This window comes from Solwaraspora sp. WMMA2065, assembly GCF_030345075.1.
Lineage (GTDB): Bacteria > Actinomycetota > Actinomycetes > Mycobacteriales > Micromonosporaceae > Micromonospora_E.
Genome location: NZ_CP128361.1, coordinates 402,040 through 424,878, shown reverse-complemented (window position 1 = coordinate 424,878; position 22,839 = coordinate 402,040). Strand labels below are relative to the sequence as shown.

The following is a 22,839-nucleotide window of genomic DNA, read 5'->3' as shown; positions in this document are numbered from 1 at the left end:
TTCCTGGCACACCCGGCGGCCCCAGCAGCACCTTCGCCGATCGGTACGGCGAACTGCCCTGGTAATTATCACTACGGAAGGAACACACATGTACCTCATCACCGGAGCGACAGGCAACGTCGGCAACTTGCTTGCACGGCAGCTGCACGAACAGGGTCACCCGGTCCGAGTCCTGGTGCGCAACCCTGCCCGGGCGGCCGACCTGCCGGCCGAGATCGAGCGCGCCGTCGGCGATCTCGGCGACCCCGACGACGTGGCCAACGCCGTCAAGGGCGTGGACGCCGTCTTCCTCATGCAGGTGGGCAGCGGAACCGACCAGACCAAGGTCATGATCGATGCCGTGCGCAACGCCGGCAACACCAGGATTGTCCTGCTGTCCTCGGTCGGTGCACGGCTGATGCCGATCAGCGACAATCCCGTCATCGGTGGAGCCCTCGCGGCGCGCGAGGACCTCATGCGCGAGTCCGGGCTGGGCGTCACCTACCTGCGCCCCAACGGCTTCGCATCCAATGCCCTGTGGTGGCTGGACGGCATCCGCGCTGGCAAGGTCGTCGACCCCACCGGAGAGGGCCGTCTGGCGGTCATCGACCCCGAGGACGTGGCCCGCTGCGCCGCCATCGTGCTCACCGAAGACGGGCACGTCGGCAAGGGCTACACCCTGACCGGGCCAGAAGCACTGACTTCTCGTGAGCAGGTGGCGACAATCGCCGCGGTGACCGGTCAGATGATCGACTTCCAGGAAGTCACTCCTCGCGAGTTTGCCCGGGCGCAGATCGCCAAGGGTGTGCCCGCCGAGCAGGCGCAGGCATTGGAATATCTGAACACGGTGTTCCGTAAGGGTCGCGCCGCCTACGTGACCGACGATGTGCGGAACCTCACGGGCCGGGCGCCAGGGACGTTCCGCGAGTGGTGCGAACGCAGCGCAGACGCATTGCGCTGATGCAAGACCCAGTGCGACCGGGCTCCCGGACACCACTCAGCATTCTTCCCGACGCCACCAGGCCCGCAGGAACGTCAGCCGCGTCTCCACACCTATCAGGTCATCGCTCCGCTCGTCGTGGCCCGTCGCAGGTATGACGGGGGTACGGACACGAATACTCATCACCAGGGAGCCGACGCAGCCACAAGATCAGCTGACGAGAATGCGGGAGTTCCTCGGCATGTCACCCGAATTTACGTCATCTGATCTTTGCGATCGGCTGGCACCGGCACCGGAGCAACCGTGTGCGCGTAGCGCTTGCCCGGCCAGCGCGACGGGCGGTCAGGTCGGTTCTGCGGACAGGCGGCGGTGCTCCGGCGGGACTGGGGCGTCTGATAGTTCCGGCAGGCGCGCCGGCGGCTTCGTCCTGACCTGTGACGGCGACGTCGTCGGTCTGTCCAACCTGTTCGCCGCTGACAGCGGCGAACAGTCCGATATCCGGGCGACCGCCATCACCGAGGCAGCCCTCCACTTCCCCGGGGCTGCCGCTGGTCGGCTACGAGCAGGGCGACGACCTCGCCCGCGCCCGAGCACACGGCTTCGCCCCGATCGGCGCCCTGCGGGTCTGGCTGCACCAGCCCGGCCAGCCATGATCACTTGATGAAAAGCCGGCCGACACGCCGACACGATCCCAGCAGAACATCAAATGATCTTGGTTGTGCCCAACCTCGGCCGGTTGCCAGACTGGTCCGGTGCCGGTCTCCCTCTGGCGAAACCGTGACTTCCTCCTACTGTGGACCGGCCAGGTCGTATCGACGCTCGGCACCCGGATCAGCGGCCTCGCGTACCCGCTGCTCGTGCTGGCCGTCACCGGCTCACCGGCGCAGGCCGGGCTGGTGGCGGCCGCGCAGGCGGCCCCGTTCCTGATCTGGTTCCTGCCGGCGGGTGCCCTGGTCGACCGCTGGCCCCGCAAACGGATCATGCTCGTCGCCGACGCCGGCCGGGCGGTGGCCCTGGCATCGGTCGCGGTGGCCGTCGCGCTCGGACGGGTCACGATCGGTCACCTCATGGTCGTGGCCTTCGTCGAGGGCACGCTGTACGTCTTCTTCCTGCTCGCCGAGACCGCCGCCCTGCCACACGTGGTACCCAAACCCCAACTACCGACGGCGATCGCCCAGAACCAGGCCCGCGACCAGGGTGCCGACCTGGCCGGCCACCCGTTGGGCGGCCTGCTGTTCGGGCTGGGCCACGCGGTGCCGTTCGCCGCCGACGCCGTGTCGTACGTGGTGGGCGTCGCCCTGGTCGCCCCGGTTCGGCGGGACCTGGAGGAGAAGCGGGTGGCGCAGCGTCGCCCCCTGCTGGCAGAGATCGCCGAGGGTGTCCGCTGGCTGTGGCGTCAGCATCTCCTGCGCGCCCTCGTGGCGATCGCGTCGGCTGGCAACCTGGCCTTCAGCGCCCTCAGCCTGGCCGTCATCGTGCGCGCCACTGACCTCGGCGCGTCCCCGACCGCCGTTGGTGTGCTGCTCGGGCTCTTCGGCGTGGGCGCGATCGCCGGTGCCCTGGTGGCCCCGCCGGTACAACGCCTCGTCTCCCCGAACGTGGTCCTGATCGGCGCGCTCTGGTGGTGGGTCGCGCAGATGGCGGCGTTGGCCCTGGCCCCGACCGTGTTCACGCTGGGGGCGGTCTACACGGTCGGCGCACTGATGGGCCCGATCTTCAACACCACCACCGCCGCCTACCGGTACGCCCTGACCCCCGACCGCCTCCAGGGCCGGGTCAACGGCGCCTCCCGAATGATCGGCTGGGGTGCCCGCCCCGTGGGTGCCCTCCTCGGCGGCATAGCGCTGGAGACCCTGGGCGCGGTGCCGACCTTCGCCGCCCTGGCGGCGTGGCTGGCCGTCGTCGCGGTGGCATCGACGACGAGCCGCCAGATCAGGTGCGCCCCCAGGCTGGAAACGATGGGCGAACGAACCGGATCCTGAGTTCGTGCGGTGGACCGTGCTGCCCTGTTCAGGGTGCCGGCTCCCGGCGGGCGCGTTGTTGGTGTCGGCGCGCCTTCAGCCGGTTGCCGCAGGTCTTCATCGAGCACCAGCGGGCGGTGTTGGCACGGCTGCGGTCCAGGTGGAACAGGCGGCACTCGGTGTTGTCGCAGGGCCGCAGTCGGCCGGGTAGCCGGGCCTGTACGTCGAACCAGGCGAGCACCAGCTGCACGGCGAGCATCCGGTCGGGGGGCCCACACAGGCGCCAGCGCAGGCCCGACGCGTCGACCTCGGGCAGCTGCTGGACGCCGGCGAGGATCCGCCGCAGGTCCGCTTCGGGCACGGCACCGCGGGTGGCGGTCTGCAGCGCGTCTCTGGCGGTCCGCAGCCAGGTGGTCGTTGCCGGGTCGCCGGAGCCTCCGTGCCGGTGTGCCCACTGCCGCAGTGCGGTGTCGTCGGCCCACCGGTCCTGTGGCCGGCCGTCCACCACGGGTGTGCTGTTCAGCGCCTCGATCAGCGCCTGCTCGTCGATCACGGTGACCTCACCCACCCTCGCCACTAACCCTCTCGCCGCGCTTGACAGGTTATCGCAGATCGGGTCCACTTGAATCCAGATAACCACCACGAAGTTCCGAGAGGGTTAGAGATGGTCGAAGTTCATCACCGGTACGCCACCGTGCGAGGGCACCGCGTCTTCTACCGACAGGCCGGCCCCCACGACGCGCCGACGCTGCTGCTCCTGCACGGGTACCCCACCAGCTCACGTATGTTCCGCCGGCTGATCCCGCGACTCGCCGACCGGTTCCACGTCATCGCCCCCGACCACATCGGCTTCGGCCACTCCGACGCCCCGCCCGCCGACACGTTCCCGTACACGTTCGACGCGCTCACCGACGTCACCGAAGCGTTCCTGGCCGAGCTCGGTGTCACCCGCTGCGCCATCTACGTGCAGGACTACGGCGCTCCGATCGGATGGCGACTCGCCCTCAGCGCCCCCGAGATGATCACCGCGGTCATCAGCCAGAACGGCAACGGGTACGACGACGGCTTCGTCCCCGACTTCTGGACACCCGTGTGGGCGTACGCCGACGATCCGGGACCGGACACGGAGCCGGCGGTGCGCACCGCCCTCGGTCTGGACGCCATCCGCTGGCAGTACCTGCACGGCGTGGACCGCCCCGACCTTGTCGACCCCGACACCTGGACGTACGACCACCGCGACATCAGCCGCCCCGGCAACGACCTGGCACAGCTGGCGCTTTTCCGCGACTACGCCACCAACCCTCCGCTGTACCCGAAGCTGCACGCGTACTTTCGGCGCAGTCAGGTGCCGCTACTGGCCGTTTGGGGGGCCGAGGATCTGATCTTCGGGCCGGACGGGGCGCGTGCCTTCGCGCGGGACCTTCCGGACGCCGAGATCCACCTGGTGCCCGGCGGCGGTCACTTCCTGCTGGAAAGCCACCTGGACACCGTGGTCGGCCGCATCCGGGACTTCCTGTCCCACGCGCTGCCGACAACCCGGCCGGCGACAACCCGCGACGCGCGAGCCGCCCACCTGTGAAACGGCCGCCGCCCGGGTCGGCGATCAGCCGAACCAGACAATCCCCTGGCCATGCGGTCGGGTCCAGGCCAGTGGCCGGCCGTCCAGGGCGAGCACGTTGTGCAGGGTGTCGTCCGGTGGCGGCGGCAGCGCGCCGTGGCGCAGGATGTCCGGCCCCTCGTTCGCCACCCAGTGGCCGGGCAGGCCGTGTACCAGGTCGACGAAGACCGACCGGCGCGGAGCCGGCACGTGGTAGAGCACTGCGGTGTGGAACACCACCAGCGTCGCGTCCGGCGGTGCCGACGCGGCCAACGCCGGCAGGTCGTCGACCAGATCACCCCGGACCAGCAGCGGCGGATCGGTCGCCGCGACGCCCGCCGCGGCCGCCAGCCGGGCCCGCCGATGCTCCTGCTCCGGCCAGATCAACGCGTCCAGCCAGGCGACGTCGTCGGCGTCGGTGACGTCCAGCGGAGTCAGGTCCAGCCCGGCCCGCCACACCACCTCCGGCCGGGTACGCGGCGGCGTCAAGCCGGTCGTCGCGCAGTCGAGCAACGGCTCGCCCTGCCCCACGGTCGGGCCGCCGTCGTAGCGGTAGGCGTACCGGTCCGGGTAGAGACACAGGCCCGCCGACGCGCCGACTTCGAGAAGCGCCAGCGGCTGCGGCAACGCCGCCAGCACCGGCAGCAGTACGGCACACCGCCCGGCCTCGTTGGTCTGGGTGAGGCGGCGACGCATCTGCGCCTCGACCTCCGGCCAGTGCGCCATGGTGAAGTCGTGGAACGCGGCCGGGTCGTCGACCGGCCCGCCGAGCAGCCGGACCACCCCGAACAGCAGATTCGGCTGCCGGGTCGGCGGCGGCAACGAGTCGAGCAGCGCCAAGAGATCGTCGTCGCGGGCGACCGCGTACGCCAGCCGTTCGTAGCTGGGCGACACCCCGGACGCCTGCCGGCGGGCGAAGTCGGCGTACACCTCAGCGGTGGTCATCGCTAGATGATCACCCTGCCCGGGCGGTGCCGTCATCAGCCCGACCGCGAACGGGGAGCCGGATCACATCCGGCTCCCCGTGACGCGTGTTCGATCAGCTGCAGCCGGAGGTGGAACCGCAGCCCTCACAGACGTAGCAGCTGCCGGCCGGGCGCATCTTCGTGCCGCAGGTGAAGCAGAGCGGCGCGTCGGCAGCCTTGCCGATCACCGCCTCCAGCAGCTCCGTCGACGAGTGCACCGACGACGGGGCCGGCGTGCTCGCGGCGGCCGGCTCGGTCGCCGTACCGCTGCCGGAGTCGGCCGACGACGGCGCCGACGCCTCCGGATGCTTCGGCTCGACCGGCGCGGACACCGCCATCTCCGACAGCTCCGACGCCGCGTTCTCCGCCTCCGCCTCGGCCCGCATCTGCGCGGTCCGCTCGGCGGCGGTGAAGATGCCCAGCTCGGCCCGGCGGTCGTATGGCAGGAAGTCCAACGCCAGGCGACGGAAGATGTAGTCCATCACCGACGCGGCCATCCGCACGTCCGGGTCGTCGGTCATGCCGGCCGGCTCGAAGCGCATGTTGGTGAACTTCGCCACGAACGTCTCCAGCGGTACGCCGTACTGCAGGCCGATTGAGATCGCCACCGAGAAGGCGTCCATCACCCCGGCCAGCGTCGAACCCTGCTTCGACATCTTGAGGAAGACCTCGCCGAGGCCGTCGTCCGGGTACGACGAGGCGGTCAGGTAGCCCTCGGCACCGCCGACCGAGAACGACACCGTCTCCGACGGACGCTTCTTCGGCAGCCGCTTACGCACCGGGCGGTACTCGACGACCTTCTCGACGACCTTCTCGATCACCTTGGCCTGCTCGGCGGCGGCGGTCTCCTTGGCCTTGTCCGACTTGGCCGCCGACAGCGGCTGGCCCACCTTGCAGTTGTCCCGGTAGATCGCCAGCGCCTTCAGGCCCAGCTTCCAGCCCTCGAAGTAGATCCGCTCGACGTCGGCGACGGTCGCCGCCTCCGGCATGTTGACCGTCTTGGAGATCGCCCCGGAGATGAACGGCTGCACCGCCGCCATCATCCGCACGTGCCCCATCGGCGCGATCGACCGCTCCCCCATCGCGCAGTCGAACACCGGGTAGTGCTCGGTGCGCAGGCTCGGCGCGTCGACCACGTGACCGTGGTCGGCGATGTGCTCGACGATCGCCTCGACCTGCTCCTCCGGGTAGCCGAGGCTGCGCAGCGCGCGCGGCACCGTCTGGTTGACGATCTGCATCGAGCCACCGCCGACCAGTTTCTTGAATTTGACCAGCGCCAGATCGGGCTCCACCCCGGTGGTGTCGCAGTCCATCATCAGACCGATGGTGTTGTGACTGACGAACCCGCCGGCGACGTAGGTGACGTTGGCCGGCACCGACAGGTCGTACGTCGGCTGCACGCCACCGTCCTCGTTCGCCGCCACTGTCTCGTAGAGGTAGCCGAGCGCGTGCCCGAGGCGGTCGTCCAGCACCTCGCCGTAGATCTCGCCGGCCAGCGTCCGCGACACGCCGCCGGTCTTCGCCAGCGACTGCACAACCGCACCGCGCATCGGGTGTCCGGCCGGCACCAGCAGATCCCAAAGCTCACGCGGCAGGTGGATTCGGTCCCGGTTGCCGGTCTGCTGTGGCGCGGCGACGATCTGCTCCGCCTTGCGGGCGCCGATGAAGCCGATCGTCTCCTCGTACCGGATCGCGTGGTCGGTATTGCGCAGCCGCACCTGCCAGATGTCGCTGCCCATGCCGCTGCGGGTCCGCCGGGTGGTGGTCGCCATCCCGAGGGTCAGCAGCAGGGTACGGATCTCCGCGGCGAACGACTCGGTGGACGTCGACACGGACGGCACTCCCTCGATCACCGTCCCGTCGGCCTCGAACAGGCCGCGCAGGAACGCGATGTAGACGGTGACGTCGTTGGTCTCCAGAATCGCCGACGGCACCCGGGGCGACCAGCCCTTGCCGGTGTGTTCCGGGTGCGGCAGCGTCTTGGCGAACCCGGCTGCCTGCCACCAGCGGGCCAGCCGCACCGAGGAGAAGACGACCTCCTGGTAGCCGGTGCGCGCCGCGACCTCCGCTTCCAGCCCGAACAGGCCCTTGCCGAGCACCCGCAACCGTTCCACAACGTCGAGGTCGGTGTCGGCTACGGCGAACCGCAGCCCCTTGGCGTGCAGGCTGCCGTCACCCATGAAGTAGCCGACCAGTTCGGCCAGCTCGGCGTCGACCGCGTCCGGCACGTACAGTCGCCGGTCGCCGGCGTAGTACGCCTGGTCGAGCACCGGCAGCGGCACCCGACGTGGCTCGCCGACCAGGGTGCCGAGCTGCACCGGTACCAGGTCGCCGGGGGCAACCTCGGCCATCCGCTTCCAGACCCATTCGCCGGTCGCCGGTTCCACCACCTTGACCCGGTGGGCCAGGGTGCCCTGGATCTGGTAGCCGCCGTTGGTGACCACCCGGCGAGTGGGCTCCTCACCGTTGACGAAGAACTTCGTCGCCTGGCGGGCGCCCTCGTCGGTCGACACCATCATGTCGAGGTCCTGCCAGCGGTCGCCGTAGACGTCGCCGATCTCACCGAGTCGCACCAGCCCGCGGTCGGTGGTCACCATTGTGTCCGCGGTGAGGCAACCAGTGGGCGCGAGTACACTTGCCTGGGAATTGCGCCAGCCGTTTTTTTCGCCGATCCTGTTGCCGATCTCCCATTGCCGGGCGGCTTCCCGGGCCAGGGCGGTGGCGGTCGGGCCGGTCGGGCGGATCTCATCGCTGGCAGCGGCGTGCTTGCGCATCACCCGCTTGTGGCCCTCGGCGTTGCGGGCGTAGCCGTCGTAGGCGCCGACCACGCCGGCCAGTTCCGCCGAACGGCGGTACGCCGTACTGGTCATCACCGAGGTGATGGCGGCGGCGTAGGACCGGCCGGCTTCCGAGTCGTACGGCAGACCGGAGGCCATCAGCAGGGCACCGAGGTTGGCGTAGCCGATGCCGAGCTGCCGGTACGCCCGGGTGGTCTCGCCGATCTTCTGCGTCGGGAAGTCGGCGAAGCAGATAGAGATGTCCATCGCGGTGATGACGAACTCGACGGAGCGGACGAACTTCTCCACCTCGAAGCCGCCGTCGGCCCGCAGGAATTTCATCAGATTCAGCGACGCAAGATTGCACGACGAATTGTCAAGGTGCAGGTATTCCGAGCAGTTCCGGACGACCACGCCGTTGGCGATGTACGAGTGGTTGCGCGGTTCGGACAGATTGTAGGTGGTCTCAAAGCCGTCGAACTCGCGGCTGACCAACTTCGCCGTCTGATCCGTCCGGTAGAACCGGTGCTGTTCGAGCCAACGGGCCACCCGCTGCGCCTTGGCCTGGTGGTCGAACCCGATCCGGCTGGCGAACAGGCGGATGTTCTCCCCACTGATCCGCAGGTCGTAGAGCTGCTTACCGTGGTACTCGCGCTCGTCGCCACCGTTCGTGGTGTACCGGAAGGTGGTGTCACCGGCCTTGCGGGTGGCGTAGATCCGGCTGCCGATGCCGAACCCACTCAGCAGACGCTGTGCCTCGCGGAGCAGTTCGATCGAGACCGCGCCGAGCCCGACGTAACGGGTGCCGTTGGCGGTCTCGGCGGCGCAGCCGTCCGCGTCGAACAGCCCGCGCAGGAACGCCGCCTGGATCTCGGGCGGCGCCTCCAGCACCGACGACGGCAGTCGCTTGTCCACGGCGCGGGCAGTGCTCACGCCGAGCCCGGTCAGGAAGTCGACGACGGCAGTACGGTTGCTGCGCAGCTGCACGGTGCCGTTGGGCATCTGGACCGGGTCGAATCGCAGGCCGACGATGCTTTCCAGCACCGTCTGGTGCCGCTGGACAATGGCCTCCGGGTCGGACTGGCTGTAGACCCAGCTAGCACCGGGGTTGTCACCGCGTACGCCCGGGGTGCCTTCCCGGACTGAGCCGTCGCCGACCAGCCAGCCGAGCAGGTGGGCGAAGTCCTCGGTCCACTTCTCCGGCAGTCGGGACTCCCGTTGCCACTTGGTCGGCACGACGTCGCCGGGTGACACCCTGCTGTCCGCGCGCATGCGGAACTCCCAGGACGCGGCGGTCGCCGGGGTGGGCTGGTTGAGCGGCAGGATCTGGTCGTCCGGGGTGAGGTCCTTGGCCTCGACGTACCCCCGGTTGGTGGTCCAGATCCGGTGGTTCGGGGTGCAGCGCAGCACCATGCCGTTGCTGAACTCGAGCCGGGTGATCTCGTTCGTCCCGGTGATCATGACCGCTTCGGGGCTGGTCAGCACGACCTGGTCGGCGGGGGCGTCCGGGTTGGTGGCGTCGTGGGTGTAGACACCGAACGATTCGCCCTGCCGGCTCCGGTCGATGAGTGCGTCGAACCGGATCAGGCCCTTGTCGGTGTGGACCAGGGTGTCGCCGGTGAAGCAGGGGTTGGACGCGGTGATGCGTCCGCTCTCCGGGCAGGTGTGCCAGTCGTTGATCGTGTCGTCGTACTGCAGACCGGGGTCGGCGCATTCCCAGGCGGCCTGTGCGATGGTGCCGAACAGCTTCTTGGCGTCGACGGTGTCGATCACCGAGCCGTCGAGCCGGGCCCGCAGGTCGAAGTTGCCCCCGTCCTCGTACGCCCGCATGAACTCGTCGGAGACCCGGACCGAGTTGTTGGCGTTCTGGTACTGGACGCTGACGATGTCGGCACCGCCGAGGTCCATGTCGAACCCGGCGTCGCGCAGCGCCCGGATCTTGTCCTCCTCGCGGGCCTTGGTCTGCACGAACTCCTCGATGTCGGGGTGGTCCACGTCGAGGATGACCATCTTGGCGGCCCGGCGGGTGGCGCCGCCGGACTTGATGGTGCCGGCCGAGGCGTCGGCGCCACGCATGAAGCTGACCGGGCCGGAGGCGGTGCCACCGCTGGACAGCAGCTCCTTGGAGGAGCGGATCCGGGACAGGTTCACCCCGGACCCGGAGCCGCCCTTGAAAATCAGCCCTTCCTCTTTGTACCAATCGAGGATGGAATCCATCGAGTCGTCGACGGCGAGGATGAAGCAGTTGTGCACTCGCAGGTTGTCGGAGAGGTACTCCCCCGACTCGGTCTGGATGTCGTAGACCTCCATCGCCCCGAGCGGTTCGACCCGGTCGATGACGAGGCGTTTCGTCGCCTTGGCGGACCGGCCCACCTTGGCAAAGCTCTCCTCCAGCTTGCCGGACTTGCGGGCGTCGACGAACCCGATTTCTGCGGCGAAGGTGTCCCGGTCGCCGTGGTTCTGGATGCGCAACGACCAGGTGCCGTGCCGGTTCGGTCGCGGGTCGGCCTTGAAACCGACCCGGGCGAAGATCCCGAAGCGCAGCAGCAGCCGCTGCAGCCCGCGAATCAACCGCTCGCCGATCATGTCCAGGCCGACCAAGGTGGACGCCTCACGCTCCGAGACATAGCCCTCTGCCTGGAAGATGCTCTTCAAATAAGCGGCGACGACCGGCAGCGGCGCGGTGAACAGCGTTGCCGGCACCTCCATCTCGGTGCCCCGGGCAAGCAGGCCCCACTTGTCGATGAACGGGCGCAGATTCTCCCCGTACAACCGGGTCCGCCGGCAGTCGAGGGTGACGTCCTGGGTGACGACGCGGCGTTCATGGCGGTGCGCGCCAGGGAAGACCTGGTCGATCGCGGCGACGACCCAGCTGAGTTCGTCGTCGTTGACGGTCATCGCCTCGATTGTCAGCGACCGGTTGGTGCCCTGATCGTACTGGCCGACAAAGCCGTCTGACTGCAGCCAACCGGCCAGCGCGGCCTCGTGGACGTCGCCGGGGTGGAACTCCGCCTCGCCGTCGCTACCCCGCCGGTGCCATTCGAGAGTGTCGCCAGCGACCAAGGTGCCGGCTTCGACGAACCGACCGGTGCCCTCGCCGGTCGCTTTCCAGACCAGGTGGTCCGCGGTTACGTCCAGGGTGTAGCCGGCTTTGGTGTGCAGGCGCAATACGTCCTTGATGCCGTTGGCCTGGACCGCGAGAATTCGGGTCAGCCCGTGTGCGTCGTAGACCTTGGCTCCGACGGCGTCCTCCTCGACCAGCTTGCCGATCGGGACGAGGCCGGCCGGCGTGCTCACGAGCGAGTGGTACGGCTGGCACGCTGATACCTGCTGTGGGGAGGCGGTGCCGACGTTGAACCAGACCGGCGAGTTGAAGCTGAACACCTGGTGCAGCAGCATCCAGGTCAGCTCGTGCTCGAAGATCTCGGCGTCGCCCGGGGTGGCGAAGTAGCCGTGCTGCTCCCCCGCCGCCCGGTAGGTCTTCACCACCCGGTCGATCAGCTGCTTGAGCGACCATTCCCGCTGCGGGGTCCCCACCGCCCCACGGAAGTACTTGGTGGTGACGATGTTGGCCGCGTTGACGCTCCACGACTCCGGGAACTCCACGCCGCGCTGCTCGAAGTTGACCGTGCCGTCGCGCCAGTTGGTCATCACCACGTCGCGGCGCTGCCAGGTCACCTCGTCGTACGGGTGCACACCCTCGCTGGTCCACACCCGCTCGACGGTCAGGCCACCCGCGCCGGCCTTGGCCCGTACCCGCGCGTTGGAGCCCGCGGCCGATCCGGCCTTGCCGTTGGCCTTGGCCGCACCGTTGGCCGAACCCGCCGCGCCGTTGGCCTTCGCCGTGCCGCCGCTACCGCTACCGCCTGTCTTCGCGGTCACACCTTCCCCCGCCATCTGATCGCCCCCTCAGGCTCTCGCGCAGCGTCGTGCCACGCGGTCGTTTCCGTCTTGCCGTTCAGCTTTTTTCTCGGCCGTACCCGCCCCGCCGGGACCTGCGGTCGGCCGTACGCCTTGCTGTTCCGGGTTTGCCGCGGGGCCGGTCAGCCGGGCCCGGGCCCGGCTGCGGCCGCCACCGGGGTCGTCGCGGCCTCCCGCGCCCCGGCGGCGGCCCGCAGCGTCTCGATCTCGCGTTCGAAGTCGTCCAGCGAGTCGAAGGACCGGTAGACGCTGGCGAACCGCAGGTACGCCACCTCGTCCAGCTCGCGCAGCGGCCCGAGGATCGCCAGCCCGACATCGTGACTGGGGATCTCGGCCGCGCCCTTGGCCCGTACGGTCTCCTCGACCTTCTGGGCCAGCAGGGCGATGGCGTCGTCGTCCACCGGTCGGCCCTGGCAGGCCTTGCGCACCCCGCCCATGATCTTGGATCGGCTGAACGGCTCGGTGACGCCGCTGCGTTTGACCACGGCGAGCACCGCCTCCTCGACGGTGGTGAACCGCTTGCCGCATTCCGGGCAGGACCGGCGGCGGCGGATGAGCTGGCCGTCGTCGGCTTCCCGCGAGTCGACCACGCGCGAGTCGGCGTGCCGGCAGTACGGGCAGCGCATGCCGATGTCCCTTCCGTCGAGCCGCGGGGTCGAAATGGGCGCGCAGTGGTCACCGCAGGGTCACGCGGGTACGCGGGGCCGGCCCGCTGGAGACGTTGCTCTCAGTCAGGAGACCCAACCTGTGGACAACTTACGCCCTTGTAACTACTAGATGTTGGGGTCGACGGTAGGCCCGCAACCGGGGCCCGGTCAAGTTGGCCGGCGCACTTCGGCGCGTCGTCACTCTGCCAACACCGATCCCTGCCCGAGGGTTACCGCCCATGCCGCCACCGAAATCAGTCGAACGCGCGTACGATAAACTACTGCCAGGACGACACGCACCGACATCTCGTACAGATGTTTGAACCTGACCGGATCTCTGGTTACCGTCTTGGTCGACACCAATGGTGCCGATCAGGATGCGATCTGACGGCCGGGGAGAGGACGGATGTGTCGAGCGACGACAGGGCGGGCCCGCCCCAGCAGGGTGGAGGCAGCGGCGGCGCGACGACGGTCAACGCCGGCGCGTCGGTACGTGGACGGCGCGGCAGCCGTTCCGGCGAGTCCCGGTTGCGTGCCGTGACACCGGTGGTGAGCGCATTTCCCGAGCCGGTCAACGGCGAGCTGACTGCCCGGCAACGCCGGATTCTGGAGTTCATTCGCAGCTGGGTGGACCGGCACGGCTACCCGCCGAGCGTGCGGGAGATCGGCGAGGCGGTCGGCCTGGTCTCCCCGTCCAGCGTCGCCTACCAGCTCAAGGAGCTGGAGCGCAAAGGCTTCCTGCGCCGGGATCCGAACCGTCCCCGGGCGGTCGACGTGCGTCCGCCGCACGACACCGCCGATGACGAGGCCGAGCGGGCGCTGCGGCCGGCTCCGGCGTACGTGCCGATGCTGGGCCGGATCGCCGCCGGTGGGCCGATCTTGGCCGAGCAGGCAGTGGAGGACATCTTCCCACTGCCCCGCGAGCTAGTCGGCGAGGGTGAGGTGTTCATGCTGCAGGTCAAGGGCGATTCGATGATCGACGCGGCGATCTGCGACGGCGACTGGGTGGTGGTACGTCAGCAGCCGACCGCCGACTCAGGGGAGATCGTCGCCGCGATGATCGACGGCGAGGCCACGGTGAAGACCTACCGGCGGCGCGACGGGCACGTCTGGTTGATGCCGCACAACGCCGCGTTCGACCCGATCCCCGGTGACGAGGCCACCATCATGGGCCGGGTGGTGGCGGTGCTACGCCGGGTCTGACCCGGCGCGCAGCAGTTCTCGGCGGGGTCTCAGCCGCAGGAGTGTCAGCTGCGGGGTCTCAGCCGCGCCATTCGTCCGGCTGCTCGGGAGCGGACCGGCCGTAGACGCCGGGTTCCCGCTCGACGTGCCCGGCCGGTGGGCGCGGCCCACCGGCTCGCGGCTGGTCGTAGCGGTCGGCCGGGTAGCCGTCGCCCGGGTAGTCGCCACCGAGGTCCCAGGACCCGCCGGAGTCGCGTGCGTCCTTGGTGCCCCTGGACCGGCCGGAGTGCCCGGCACCGCCGTAGACGCCTGCCGCGCCGGGCCGGGCCGGTGGCGCCGGTTTCGCCGCCCCGTACACCGCCCCGGAGTCGACCCCGCCGGCCGGACGGTAGCCGCCGGTGTCCGGCCGTGGCGCGGCGGCCCCGTACACGCCGGCCCGGCCGCCGGTGGCGGGCTTGGCGGCACCGTATGTGCCGGCCCCGCCGGCGGGCGGTCTTGCCGCCGACCCGCCGTAGACGCCACCACCGCCTGGACCGGTCGGGGCGGCCGAACCGGCGGCGGGTTTCGCCGCGCCGTAGACACCGCCGGCTTTACGGCCGGCCGGGGCCGGTCCGCCACCGGGCAACGCGCCGCTGCCCAGCGAATCGCTGGCGTAGGCGCCACTGCCCAGCGAATCGCTGGCGTAGGCCGCAGCGCGGTCGCGGTCCCCCGGGTCGCGGTCGGACCGGTCCGGGTCGCGATCGGCGCGGCCCCCGCCGCGTCCACCGATCGCTGCCGACCGTGCCGTCCGCCGGGCCCGGACGATACCGAAGATGCCGAGTCCGACCAGCAGTGCGCCGAGCACACCGACCGCCGCGATCAGCAGGTTGATCTCCTGCAGGCTGATCCGGTTGAGCCAGGACGGTCCCTCCCGGTCACCGCCGCCGGTGTCGTCGACCTGGGCCGCGACCTCGGTGCTCGGGGTGTAACGCAGGATCTCCACCGGGGTCCCCTCGTCGAGGGTGGCGACGTCGGAGACGGTGAGGAAGGTGGCCCCGTCCGGGGAGTAGGCGATCGATTCGCCGAACGGGTCGGTGAGCGGGGTGGCCCGGGGGCGTTCGCTGGTGAGCGTCGTGACGATGTCGCCGTCGGCCGACAGGTCCCACTCGAAGGCGTCGGCATAGGTGCGCAGGGCGATCCGGCTGCCGTCCGGGGACCGGGCCGCGCCGGTGACGGTGAGCCGGCCGGCGGCGGCGAACAGGTTCGGGGTGCTGGTGGTGGGCAGTTCGAGTTCGCCGACCCGCTCCATCGGCACCGGGTCGTCGTTGTCGCTGCGGAGTTGTTCGACCGGGCGGTACAGGCCGGACGGGCCGGTCTCCTTGGTGATGATCAGCGGGGTGCCGTCGTTGGCTATCAGCAACGCCTCGGCGTCGTGCGGGCCGTCCGGGTAGCTCACCCGATGGATGACCGGTTGGGCGGAGCCGTCAACCGGCAGGGACCACAGCGCGATTCGTTCGCGACGCTCGTCGGCGGTCGGGTTGTCCCCTACGTCGGCGATCCAGAGAGTCTGCCCGTCCGGGGAGATCGCCAGGTCCTCGGGGTCCAACGGCGGCGTCGGGTACTGGACAGCGTTGGCGACGTCGCAGGACGAGTCGAGGAAGAACACCCGCTCGTTGCTGTCGATCTCGGTGCTGTCGTTGACCACGACGTAGCCGTCGGTGGTGGCGACGAGACCGGAGAGCTCCCGCAGCCGCTCGTCGGTGATCTCGCAGACCGGCTCACCCGGTGTCACCTGCTGGGTACCGGGCGGGGAGGGGTCCTGGGCGGGCAGGGCCATGGCCGGGCCGGGCGGAGCCAGGAGGTGGATCGTGAGCAGTCCGACGGCGATCGTGGCCGGGGTCAGGAGCCGACGCATCCGACGAGTGTCGCACGCCGGCCTGAGTCCGACTGTTACACCGTGATCAATCACGTGAAGTCTTCGGCGGATCACTGAGTCTGCGGAAAGAATGTCACTCGCCCGGAGTCAGGAACGGTTGGAGTTCGGCGGCGAGTGCCTCGTCGACGCGCGCCTGCAGAAGGGTACCAGCGGCGGTGTGCCGGGTGCCGAGGACCTCACCCCGGTGGTGCACCCGGGACACCAGGTCACCCCGGTGGTACGGCAGTATGACGCTGACCTGGACAGCCGGTCGTGGCAGGCGTTGCTCGATCGCGGCGCGCAGGGCCTCGATGCCCCGGGCCTGCCGGGCGGAGACGAAGACCGCGTCGGGCCAGAGCCGCTTGAGCCGCAGCAACTCCTCCTCGCTGGCCGCGTCGATCTTGTTGACGACCAGCAACTCGGGGCGACGGTCGGCACCGACCTCGGCGAGCACCTCGCGGACCGCGCGAACCTGCTCCTCCGGATCCGGATGGGCACCGTCGACCACATGCACCACCAGGTCGGCCTCGGCAACCTCCTCCAGGGTGGAACGGAACGCCTCGACGATCTGGTGCGGCAGATGCCGGACGAAGCCGACGGTGTCCGACAGGGTGTAGACCCGGCCGTCGGCGGCATGCGCCCGGCGGGTGGTCGGGTCGAGGGTGGCGAACAGCGCGTCCTCGACCAGCACCCCGGCACCGGTGATCCGGTTCAGCAGGCTGGACTTACCGGCGTTGGTGTAGCCGGCGATCGCCACCGCAGGCACCGCGTTGCGGGTACGGCGGGCGCGTTTGGTCTCGCGTACCGTCCGCATGCCTTTGATCTCCCGCCGCAGGCGGGCGATCCGGGTACGGATCCGGCGCCGGTCCGTTTCCAGTTTGGTCTCACCGGGGCCGCGCAGGCCGACGCCGCCACCGGCACCGCCGCCACGGCCGCTGCCTCCGGTCTGCCGGGACAGCGTTTCGCCCCAGCCGCGCAGCCGGGGCAGCAGGTACTCCAGCTGGGCCAGCTCGACCTGGGCCTTGCCCTCCTTGCTCTTGGCGTGCTGGGCGAAAATGTCCAGGATCAGCGCGGTCCGGTCGATGACCTTGACCTTGACTCTCTGCTCCAGGTTGCGCAGCTGTGACGGGGAGAGCTCACCGTCGCAGATCACCGTGTCCGCGCCGGAGGCGAGCACCACGTCGCTGAGTTCGCCGACCTTGCCCCGGCCGACGTAGGTGGCCGGGTCAGGCCGGTCGCGGCGCTGGATCAGGCCCTCCAGGACCTGGGACCCGGCGGTCTCGGCGAGCGCGGCGAGCTCGGTGATCGAATTCTCCGCGTCGGTGACCGTCCCGCTTTCCCAGACTCCCACCAGCACCACGCGCTCCAACCGCAGCTGGCGGTACTCGACCTCGGTGATGTCGGCGAGTTCGGTGGAGAGCCCGGCGACGCGCCGCAGCGCGTGCCGGTCGGCCAGCTCCAGGTCGCCGACGGTGGTGTCGTCGTCTGTCGGCTCGATCGGGCCGTTGGGGCCGGTTCGGCCGTCCGGGTCGGTGGCGGTCGACAGGTGGAACGGCGGGTGGACCGTCTCCTCGGCACGATATGTACGCAAAAGCTGCCTCCTCAGGATTCGATCGTGACACGCCGACGGCCGCGCCGCACCTACATATCAGGACGCGGGCTACCCACATGGCCGGGACCGGGCCGGATCGCGGCCGACTCCGGACCGGATGACCGCCGCCGTGACCTGCTGCTGAACGGCTCCGGCACGCCGTACGCGGGGTGGAGCGGGCGCGGCGCGGATCACGCGCAAGAATGGTGCAGCGGCCCGGTCCGGCCGCCCCCACCAACGACGGAGGGATCCCGTGGCGACCACCCGCCTGCCCAGTGCCGGCTTCTCCATCACCATCCGGATCAGCATTCCCGCCGACGCGTCGGCGATCGGCCGGTTGACCACCTGTGTCGGCGAGGCCGGTGCCATCGTCACCGCGCTCGACGTGGTCGACTCCGACCCGGTCAGCGTGGTGGTTGACCTGACCTGCGACACGGCCGACGCGGCGCACGCCGACGACGTGGTCAAGGAGCTCGAGGCGCTCGACGGCGTCGAGGTCCGCAAGGTGTCAGACCGGACGTTCCTGCTGCATCTGGGCGGCAAGATCGAGGTGGCCCCGAAGGTGTCGCTACGTAACCGAGACGAGCTGTCCCGGGCGTACACGCCGGGGGTGGCGCGGGTATGCCTGGCGATCGCCGACAATCCGGCCGACGCGCGCCGGCTCACCATAAAGCGCAACACCGTGGCGGTGGTGACCGACGGTTCGGCCGTGCTCGGGCTGGGCAATCTCGGTCCGGCGGCCGCGCTGCCCGTGATGGAGGGCAAGGCGGCGCTGTTCAAGCGGTTCGGTGACGTCGATGCCTGGCCAGTGGTGCTGGACACCCAGGATCCGGACGAGATCGTCTCGATCGTACGGGCCATCGCCCCCGGCTACGGCGGGATCAACCTGGAGGACATCGCCGCGCCGCGCTGCTTCGAGATCGAGTCGAAGCTGCGGAAGCTGCTCGACATCCCGGTCTTCCACGACGACCAGCACGGCACGGCGATCTGCGTGCTGGCCGCGCTGACCAACGCGCTGCGGGTGGTCGGCAAGCAGCTCAGCGACGTACGGGTGGTGGTCTCCGGGGCGGGCGCGGCCGGCACCGCCATCATCAAGCTGCTGCTGCGTCAGGGCGTCGGGGACGTCATCGCCTACGACCGACCGGGCGCACTGCATCGAGGGCTGAGCGGGTTGAACCCCACCTGGCAGTGGCTGGCCGAGCACACCAACTCGACCGGGTACGCCGGGGATCTGCCCGGCGCGCTGCGCGGCGCGGACGTGTTCATCGGGGTGAGCGCGCCGAACCTGCTGACCGGTGACGACATCGCCACCATGGCACCGAACTCGATCGTGTTCGCGTTGGCGAACCCGGACCCCGAGGTCGACCCACGCGAGGCCCGCCGGCACGCGGCGGTCGTCGCGACGGGGCGTTCCGATCAGCCGAACCAGATCAACAACGTGCTGGCGTTCCCGGGTGTGTTCCGTGGCATGCTCGACGCGCACGCGGAGTCGTTCACCGACGACATGGCGTTGGCGGCAGCGCGGGCCATCGCGGACGTGGTCGGCGAGGAGCGGATCAACCCGACGGTGATCGTGCCGAGCGTGTTCGATCCCCGGGTGGCGCCGGCGGTGGCCGCTGCGGTCCGAGCCGCGGCGCAGGCCTCGGAAGCGGCCGCGCAGACGGCCGTCGCCGCGCAGACGGCCGTCGCCGCGCAGACGGCCGTCGCCGCGCAGACGGCCGTGTCCACCGCCCCGGCCGGTGTACCGACCATCCAGCAACGGTCGGCGGCGGCCGACAACTGACCCTGGGCGGCTGGCGGCGGCCAGTCCGCGGTTGGCGCAGAGCCGGCACCGCTCAGCGCTGCGGAGCGCGCAACGCGGCGTGCGCCGCCCGAACCAGGTCCGGATCTGCGCCGTCGAGCCAACGCACCCGGGCGTCGCGGCGGAACCAGGAACGTTGCCGGCGGACGAACCGGCGGGTCGCCCGTACCGTGTCCCCACGGGCCTGCTCGTCGTCGTACTCGCCGTCGAGCATCCGGAGCACCTGCTGGTACCCGAGCGCCCGGCTGGCCGTACGGCCGTCCCGCAGGCCCTGCCCGAGCAGCGCGTGGACCTCGGCTACCAGGCCCTGCTCCCACATCCGGTCCACCCGGCGGGCGATCCGGTCGTCGAGCTGTTCGGTGGGCAGGTCGACACCGAGTTGCACGGCGTCGTAGTGGGGCACCGGTTCCGGCAGGGTAGCGGTGAACGGCCGCCCGGTCAGCTCGATCACCTCCAGCGCCCGAACGATCCGCCGCCCGTTCCCGGGCAGGATCGCGGCGGCGGCCGCCGGGTCGGCGGCGGCCAGCCGGGCGTGCAGCGGAGCCGGGCCGGTCTCGGCGAGTTCGGCTTCGAGCCGGTCGCGCAGCGCCGGGTCAGTGCCGGGAAAGTCAAATCTCTCCAGCACCGCCCGCACGTACAGGCCGGAGCCGCCGACCAGCAGCGGCAGGCGCCCCCGACGCAGGATGTCGTCGATGGCGGCGCGGGCCAGCCGCTGGTACTCCGCGACGCTGGCTGGCGCGGTGACCGGCCAGATGTCGAGCAGGTGGTGCGGTACGCCGGCCCGTTCGTCGATGGTGAGCTTGGCGGTGCCGATGTCCAGCCCCTGGTACAACTGCATCGAGTCGGCGTTGACCACCTCGGCGCCGAGTTGCTGGGCGAGGGTGATGCTCAGCGCGGACTTGCCGGCCGCGGTCGGGCCGATCACCGCCACCACTCGGTCCGGGCGGATCGACGCGGGTCGGCGCGGCCCGGTGCCGCGGCCGTTGGTCAGTTCCGGTGCCACGAGGCGACAAAGTACGCGACGCCGTACGGTGCGGCGTAGTAGGTGAGCCGGCCGGTCCAGTCGGTCACGTCGCCGGCCGCCGCACCGGCGGCATCAGCGTCAGCGGACGCCGCACCGGCACCAGCAGTCGCCGCGCTGGCGGCCACCTGCCAGGCGGCCCGGCCGGCGACCCGCAGTGCGCCGGCCAGAGCCGGGTCCAGACGGGCGAGTATCCGGTGGTCGGCGGTAGCGAGGGCGGCGGCGACCTCGTCGTCGAAGGGTTCCGCCCGGTCGTCCTGGTAGCCGGGTGAGGCGAGGCCCCGGCAGGCGGAGCCGTCCCCCATCACCAGGGCCGCCCACGGTCGGTCGGCGGTCCGGGGTCCCGCCGCTGCGGACCCGGCGAGCAGCCGCCCGCGCCGTAGGCACTGTTCGGGTGGCGAACCGGCGGGGACCGCGACCATCTCGACCGCCGTACGGGCGGGGTCGACGTCGGCGCGGGCGAGCAACCACGCCGCGACGGTCAGGCTCAGCGGCAAGCGGCGGCCGGCACCGGTCGACGTGGCGTCGGGGGCGGGTACGGCGTCGACGACGGCGGCCGCCGGGTTCAGGGACGTGCCCAGGGGTACCTCGACCGCCGCCCCCCAGGGTCGGAAGCTGGCGGACAGCGGTGGCCGCCAGATCCGCTCCATCGGATCGGGAACGATCGACGGATCGGGTTCGGTGGACGGATCGGGAACCATCGACGGATCGTCGGTTCCGATGACCACGATTCGCTCGGCGGGGCAGTCGACCAGTGACCGGACGGCGGCGGTGGCGGCGCACCGCAGCTCGTCGAGCTCGGCGGCGGCCCCACCGGCCAGTTCGGGAACGATCACCGGCGGGTGTGGGCAGAAGGCGACGCGCAGCGGGGGCACGGCGTCCACGGTAGCCCGCAGTCCTGTCGCTCCACGCAGCCAACCGGTCACCTTGAGTGTCGGAATTTGGCCCCTTTGGCACCGACTCGTGGGCCAACCACCGACAAGGACACCGTATGGTCACGGTCGGCGACAGGCGCTCGACGCAGGCAGGGTTGGACCTGTGACAATGCGCGGGGGAAACTTACCCGCAACCTAACTGCGCCGTGGCGGCGTCCATCGGGACATCTCGATCCTGCGACGCCGGGAGAACGAGGATGGGCACATGAGCGACTGGACTTCCTTCGGACGGGTTGATGCGGACGGCACGGTCTACGTCAAGACTGCCGAAGGGGAGCGCGCGGTCGGATCCTGGCAGGCTGGAGCGCCGGAGGAAGGCCTGGCGCACTTCGCCCGCCGGTTCGCCGACCTGGTGACCGAGGTCGACTTGACGGAGGCCCGGTTACAGTCCGGTGCCGCCGACGCGACGCATTCGCTCAGCACGATCCGACGACTGCGCGGATCACTGGCCGAGGCCCATGTGGTCGGCGACCTCGATTCGCTGGCCGACCGGCTGGACAAGCTGGCGACCCTTGCCGAGGACAAGGCAGCGCAGGCCAGAGCGGCCCGGGACGCCGCCCGTGCCGCCGCCCTGGCCCGCAAGACCGAGCTGGTGGTCGAGGCCGAACAGCTCGCGGCCGAGTCGACCGGGTGGAAGAGTGCCGGTGACCGGTTCCGGGAGATTCTCGACGAGTGGAAGACGATCCGCGGCGTCGACAAGAAGACCGACGGGGAGCTGTGGAAGCGGTTCGCCGCCGCCCGGGACGGGTTCACCCGTCGGCGGGGCGCGCACTTCGCCACCCTCGACGCGCAGCGCAAGCAGGCCCAGTCGGCGAAAAACGAGCTGGTCGCCGAGGCCGAGACGCTGGCCGAGTCGACCGACTGGGCCAGCACCGCGAGCCGGCTCAAGGAGCTGATGGCCGAGTGGAAGTCCGCCCCACGCGCCTCGAAGGAGGCGGAGCAGAAGCTGTGGGAACGGTTCCGTTCGGCCCAGGACACCTTCTTCACCCGCCGCAGCGAGGTCTTCTCGGCCCGCGACGCCGAGCAGCGCGCCAATCTGGAGCGCAAGCAGGCGCTGCTGACCGAACTGGAGGCCGTCGACATCGACGCGGATCCGCGTACCGCGCAGGCGAAGCTGCGTGAGGTGCAGGGCCAGTGGCATGACATCGGCCGGGTGCCACGCGAGTCGACGTCGGGGCTGGACCGTCGACTGCGAGCAGTCGAGGACCGGGTACGGGAAACGATGGACTCGGCGTGGCGGCGTACCGAGCCGTCGGCCAATCCCCTGTTGACTCAGATGCGCGAGCAGGTCGCCGAGGCCGAGCAGCGGCTGGAGCGGGCGCGGGCGGCCGGTGACGCCAAGCGGATCCGCGAGGCGGAGAAGGCACTTGCCGGCAAGCGGCAGTTCCTGGCACTCGCGGAGCAGGCCAAGTAGCGCCAACCGGGCAGCCGACCGAAGAGCACTGACAAGACACAAGACACCGGCGGGATCCGACCGCGAACTCGACGGCGGATGCCCCCGGGAGCCGCCGGCCGCCAGGAACATCAGCGGCCGGCGGCCGATGCCGCTGGTGATCTTGACGGGCAGCCGGCGACCCCGCTCTCCGGGTAGCCGGCCCCTGCGGAGGCCAGTCGCCCTACCGCCTACT

General features: G+C 70.4%; 14 protein-coding genes. 6 read left to right on the top strand and 8 right to left on the bottom strand.

Annotated elements, in window-relative coordinates:
• The first annotated feature begins 88 nt into the window (after window positions 1-88).
• Both O7610_RS01895 and O7610_RS01890 read left to right on the top strand, forming a co-directional pair.
• Entirely contained in the window at window positions 89-940 is an 852-nt protein-coding gene (locus O7610_RS01895; protein ID WP_289212511.1) for an NAD(P)H-binding protein, read from the top strand.
• Between the two features lie 731 nt (window positions 941-1,671).
• Window positions 1,672-2,901 carry an MFS transporter gene (locus O7610_RS01890; RefSeq protein ID WP_281554036.1) on the top strand — a complete coding sequence of 410 codons (1,230 nt, stop codon included), beginning with the start codon at window positions 1,672-1,674 and terminating at the stop codon, window positions 2,899-2,901.
• A gap of 28 nt (window positions 2,902-2,929) precedes the next feature.
• Here O7610_RS01890 and O7610_RS01885 read toward each other — a convergent pair whose 3' ends face one another.
• Window positions 2,930-3,448: a CGNR zinc finger domain-containing protein gene (locus O7610_RS01885; protein ID WP_281554035.1), complete on the bottom strand. Its 519-nt coding sequence runs from the start codon at window positions 3,446-3,448 to the stop codon at window positions 2,930-2,932.
• Between the two features lie 96 nt (window positions 3,449-3,544).
• On the opposite strand from O7610_RS01885, the gene O7610_RS01880 reads away from it, so the two are divergent.
• On the top strand, window positions 3,545-4,459 hold the full coding sequence (locus O7610_RS01880) for an alpha/beta fold hydrolase (protein ID WP_281554034.1): 915 nt from the start codon (window positions 3,545-3,547) through the stop codon (window positions 4,457-4,459).
• 24 nt (window positions 4,460-4,483) lie between these two features.
• On the opposite strand, the gene O7610_RS01875 is transcribed toward O7610_RS01880, so the two are convergent.
• The 3 genes from O7610_RS01875 to nrdR all read right to left on the bottom strand — a co-directional run bounded on the left by O7610_RS01875 (window position 4,484) and on the right by nrdR (window position 12,766).
• On the bottom strand, window positions 4,484-5,422 hold the full coding sequence (locus O7610_RS01875; RefSeq protein ID WP_281554033.1) for a DUF2332 domain-containing protein: 939 nt from the start codon (window positions 5,420-5,422) through the stop codon (window positions 4,484-4,486).
• A gap of 94 nt (window positions 5,423-5,516) precedes the next feature.
• Window positions 5,517-12,101: a ribonucleotide reductase barrel domain-containing protein gene (locus O7610_RS01870; RefSeq protein WP_502959071.1), complete on the bottom strand. Its 6,585-nt coding sequence runs from the start codon at window positions 12,099-12,101 to the stop codon at window positions 5,517-5,519.
• 161 nt (window positions 12,102-12,262) lie between these two features.
• The gene (gene nrdR / locus O7610_RS01865; RefSeq protein ID WP_281554032.1) at window positions 12,263-12,766 is read right to left on the bottom strand and encodes a transcriptional regulator NrdR; all 504 of its coding nucleotides are present in this window, start codon (window positions 12,764-12,766) and stop codon (window positions 12,263-12,265) included.
• 429 nt (window positions 12,767-13,195) lie between these two features.
• Here nrdR and lexA point away from each other — a divergent pair, with 429 nt between their 5' ends.
• Window positions 13,196-13,990, top strand: coding sequence for a transcriptional repressor LexA (gene lexA, locus O7610_RS01860; protein ID WP_475053976.1), 795 nt, complete (start codon window positions 13,196-13,198; stop codon window positions 13,988-13,990).
• 58 nt (window positions 13,991-14,048) lie between these two features.
• On the opposite strand, the gene O7610_RS01855 is transcribed toward lexA, so the two are convergent.
• Both O7610_RS01855 and hflX read right to left on the bottom strand, forming a co-directional pair.
• Window positions 14,049-15,863 carry a hypothetical protein gene (locus O7610_RS01855; protein WP_281554031.1) on the bottom strand — a complete coding sequence of 605 codons (1,815 nt, stop codon included), beginning with the start codon at window positions 15,861-15,863 and terminating at the stop codon, window positions 14,049-14,051.
• Between the two features lie 94 nt (window positions 15,864-15,957).
• The gene (gene hflX / locus O7610_RS01850; protein ID WP_281555508.1) at window positions 15,958-17,361 is read right to left on the bottom strand and encodes a GTPase HflX; all 1,404 of its coding nucleotides are present in this window, start codon (window positions 17,359-17,361) and stop codon (window positions 15,958-15,960) included.
• 346 nt (window positions 17,362-17,707) lie between these two features.
• Between hflX and O7610_RS01845 the strand changes: the two genes are divergently transcribed.
• Window positions 17,708-19,237, top strand: a complete 1,530-nt coding sequence (locus O7610_RS01845; RefSeq protein WP_502959070.1) for an NAD-dependent malic enzyme — start codon at window positions 17,708-17,710, stop codon at window positions 19,235-19,237.
• A 52-nt stretch (window positions 19,238-19,289) separates the two neighbouring features.
• Here O7610_RS01845 and miaA read toward each other — a convergent pair whose 3' ends face one another.
• Both miaA and O7610_RS01835 read right to left on the bottom strand, forming a co-directional pair.
• Window positions 19,290-20,246 (bottom strand): tRNA (adenosine(37)-N6)-dimethylallyltransferase MiaA, encoded by a 957-nt coding sequence (miaA, locus tag O7610_RS01840; protein WP_281555507.1) that lies wholly within the window; start codon window positions 20,244-20,246, stop codon window positions 19,290-19,292.
• Window positions 20,243-21,151 (bottom strand): class III extradiol ring-cleavage dioxygenase family protein, encoded by a 909-nt coding sequence (locus O7610_RS01835; protein WP_353850318.1) that lies wholly within the window; start codon window positions 21,149-21,151, stop codon window positions 20,243-20,245. Before O7610_RS01835 ends, miaA begins: the two co-directional genes overlap by 4 nt.
• 265 nt (window positions 21,152-21,416) lie before the next feature.
• Here O7610_RS01835 and O7610_RS01830 point away from each other — a divergent pair, with 265 nt between their 5' ends.
• A complete protein-coding gene (locus O7610_RS01830) occupies window positions 21,417-22,625 on the top strand; it encodes a DUF349 domain-containing protein (RefSeq protein ID WP_281554029.1) in 1,209 nt (402 codons plus the stop codon).
• Window positions 22,626-22,839 lie beyond the last annotated feature (214 nt).

Bases quoted from the DNA above. Each gene is read 5' to 3' on its own strand.
- O7610_RS01895 (WP_289212511.1), top strand. From the start codon at position 89: ATGTACCTCATCACCGGAGCGACAGGCAACGTCGGCAACTTGCTTGCA.
- O7610_RS01880 (WP_281554034.1), top strand. From the start codon at position 3,545: ATGGTCGAAGTTCATCACCGGTACGCCACCGTGCGAGGGCACCGCGTC.
- O7610_RS01875 (WP_281554033.1), bottom strand. From the start codon at position 5,422: ATGACCACCGCTGAGGTGTACGCCGACTTCGCCCGCCGGCAGGCGTCC.
- nrdR (WP_281554032.1), bottom strand. From the start codon at position 12,766: ATGCGCTGCCCGTACTGCCGGCACGCCGACTCGCGCGTGGTCGACTCG.
- O7610_RS01855 (WP_281554031.1), bottom strand. From the start codon at position 15,863: ATGCGTCGGCTCCTGACCCCGGCCACGATCGCCGTCGGACTGCTCACG.
- O7610_RS01830 (WP_281554029.1), top strand. From the start codon at position 21,417: ATGAGCGACTGGACTTCCTTCGGACGGGTTGATGCGGACGGCACGGTC.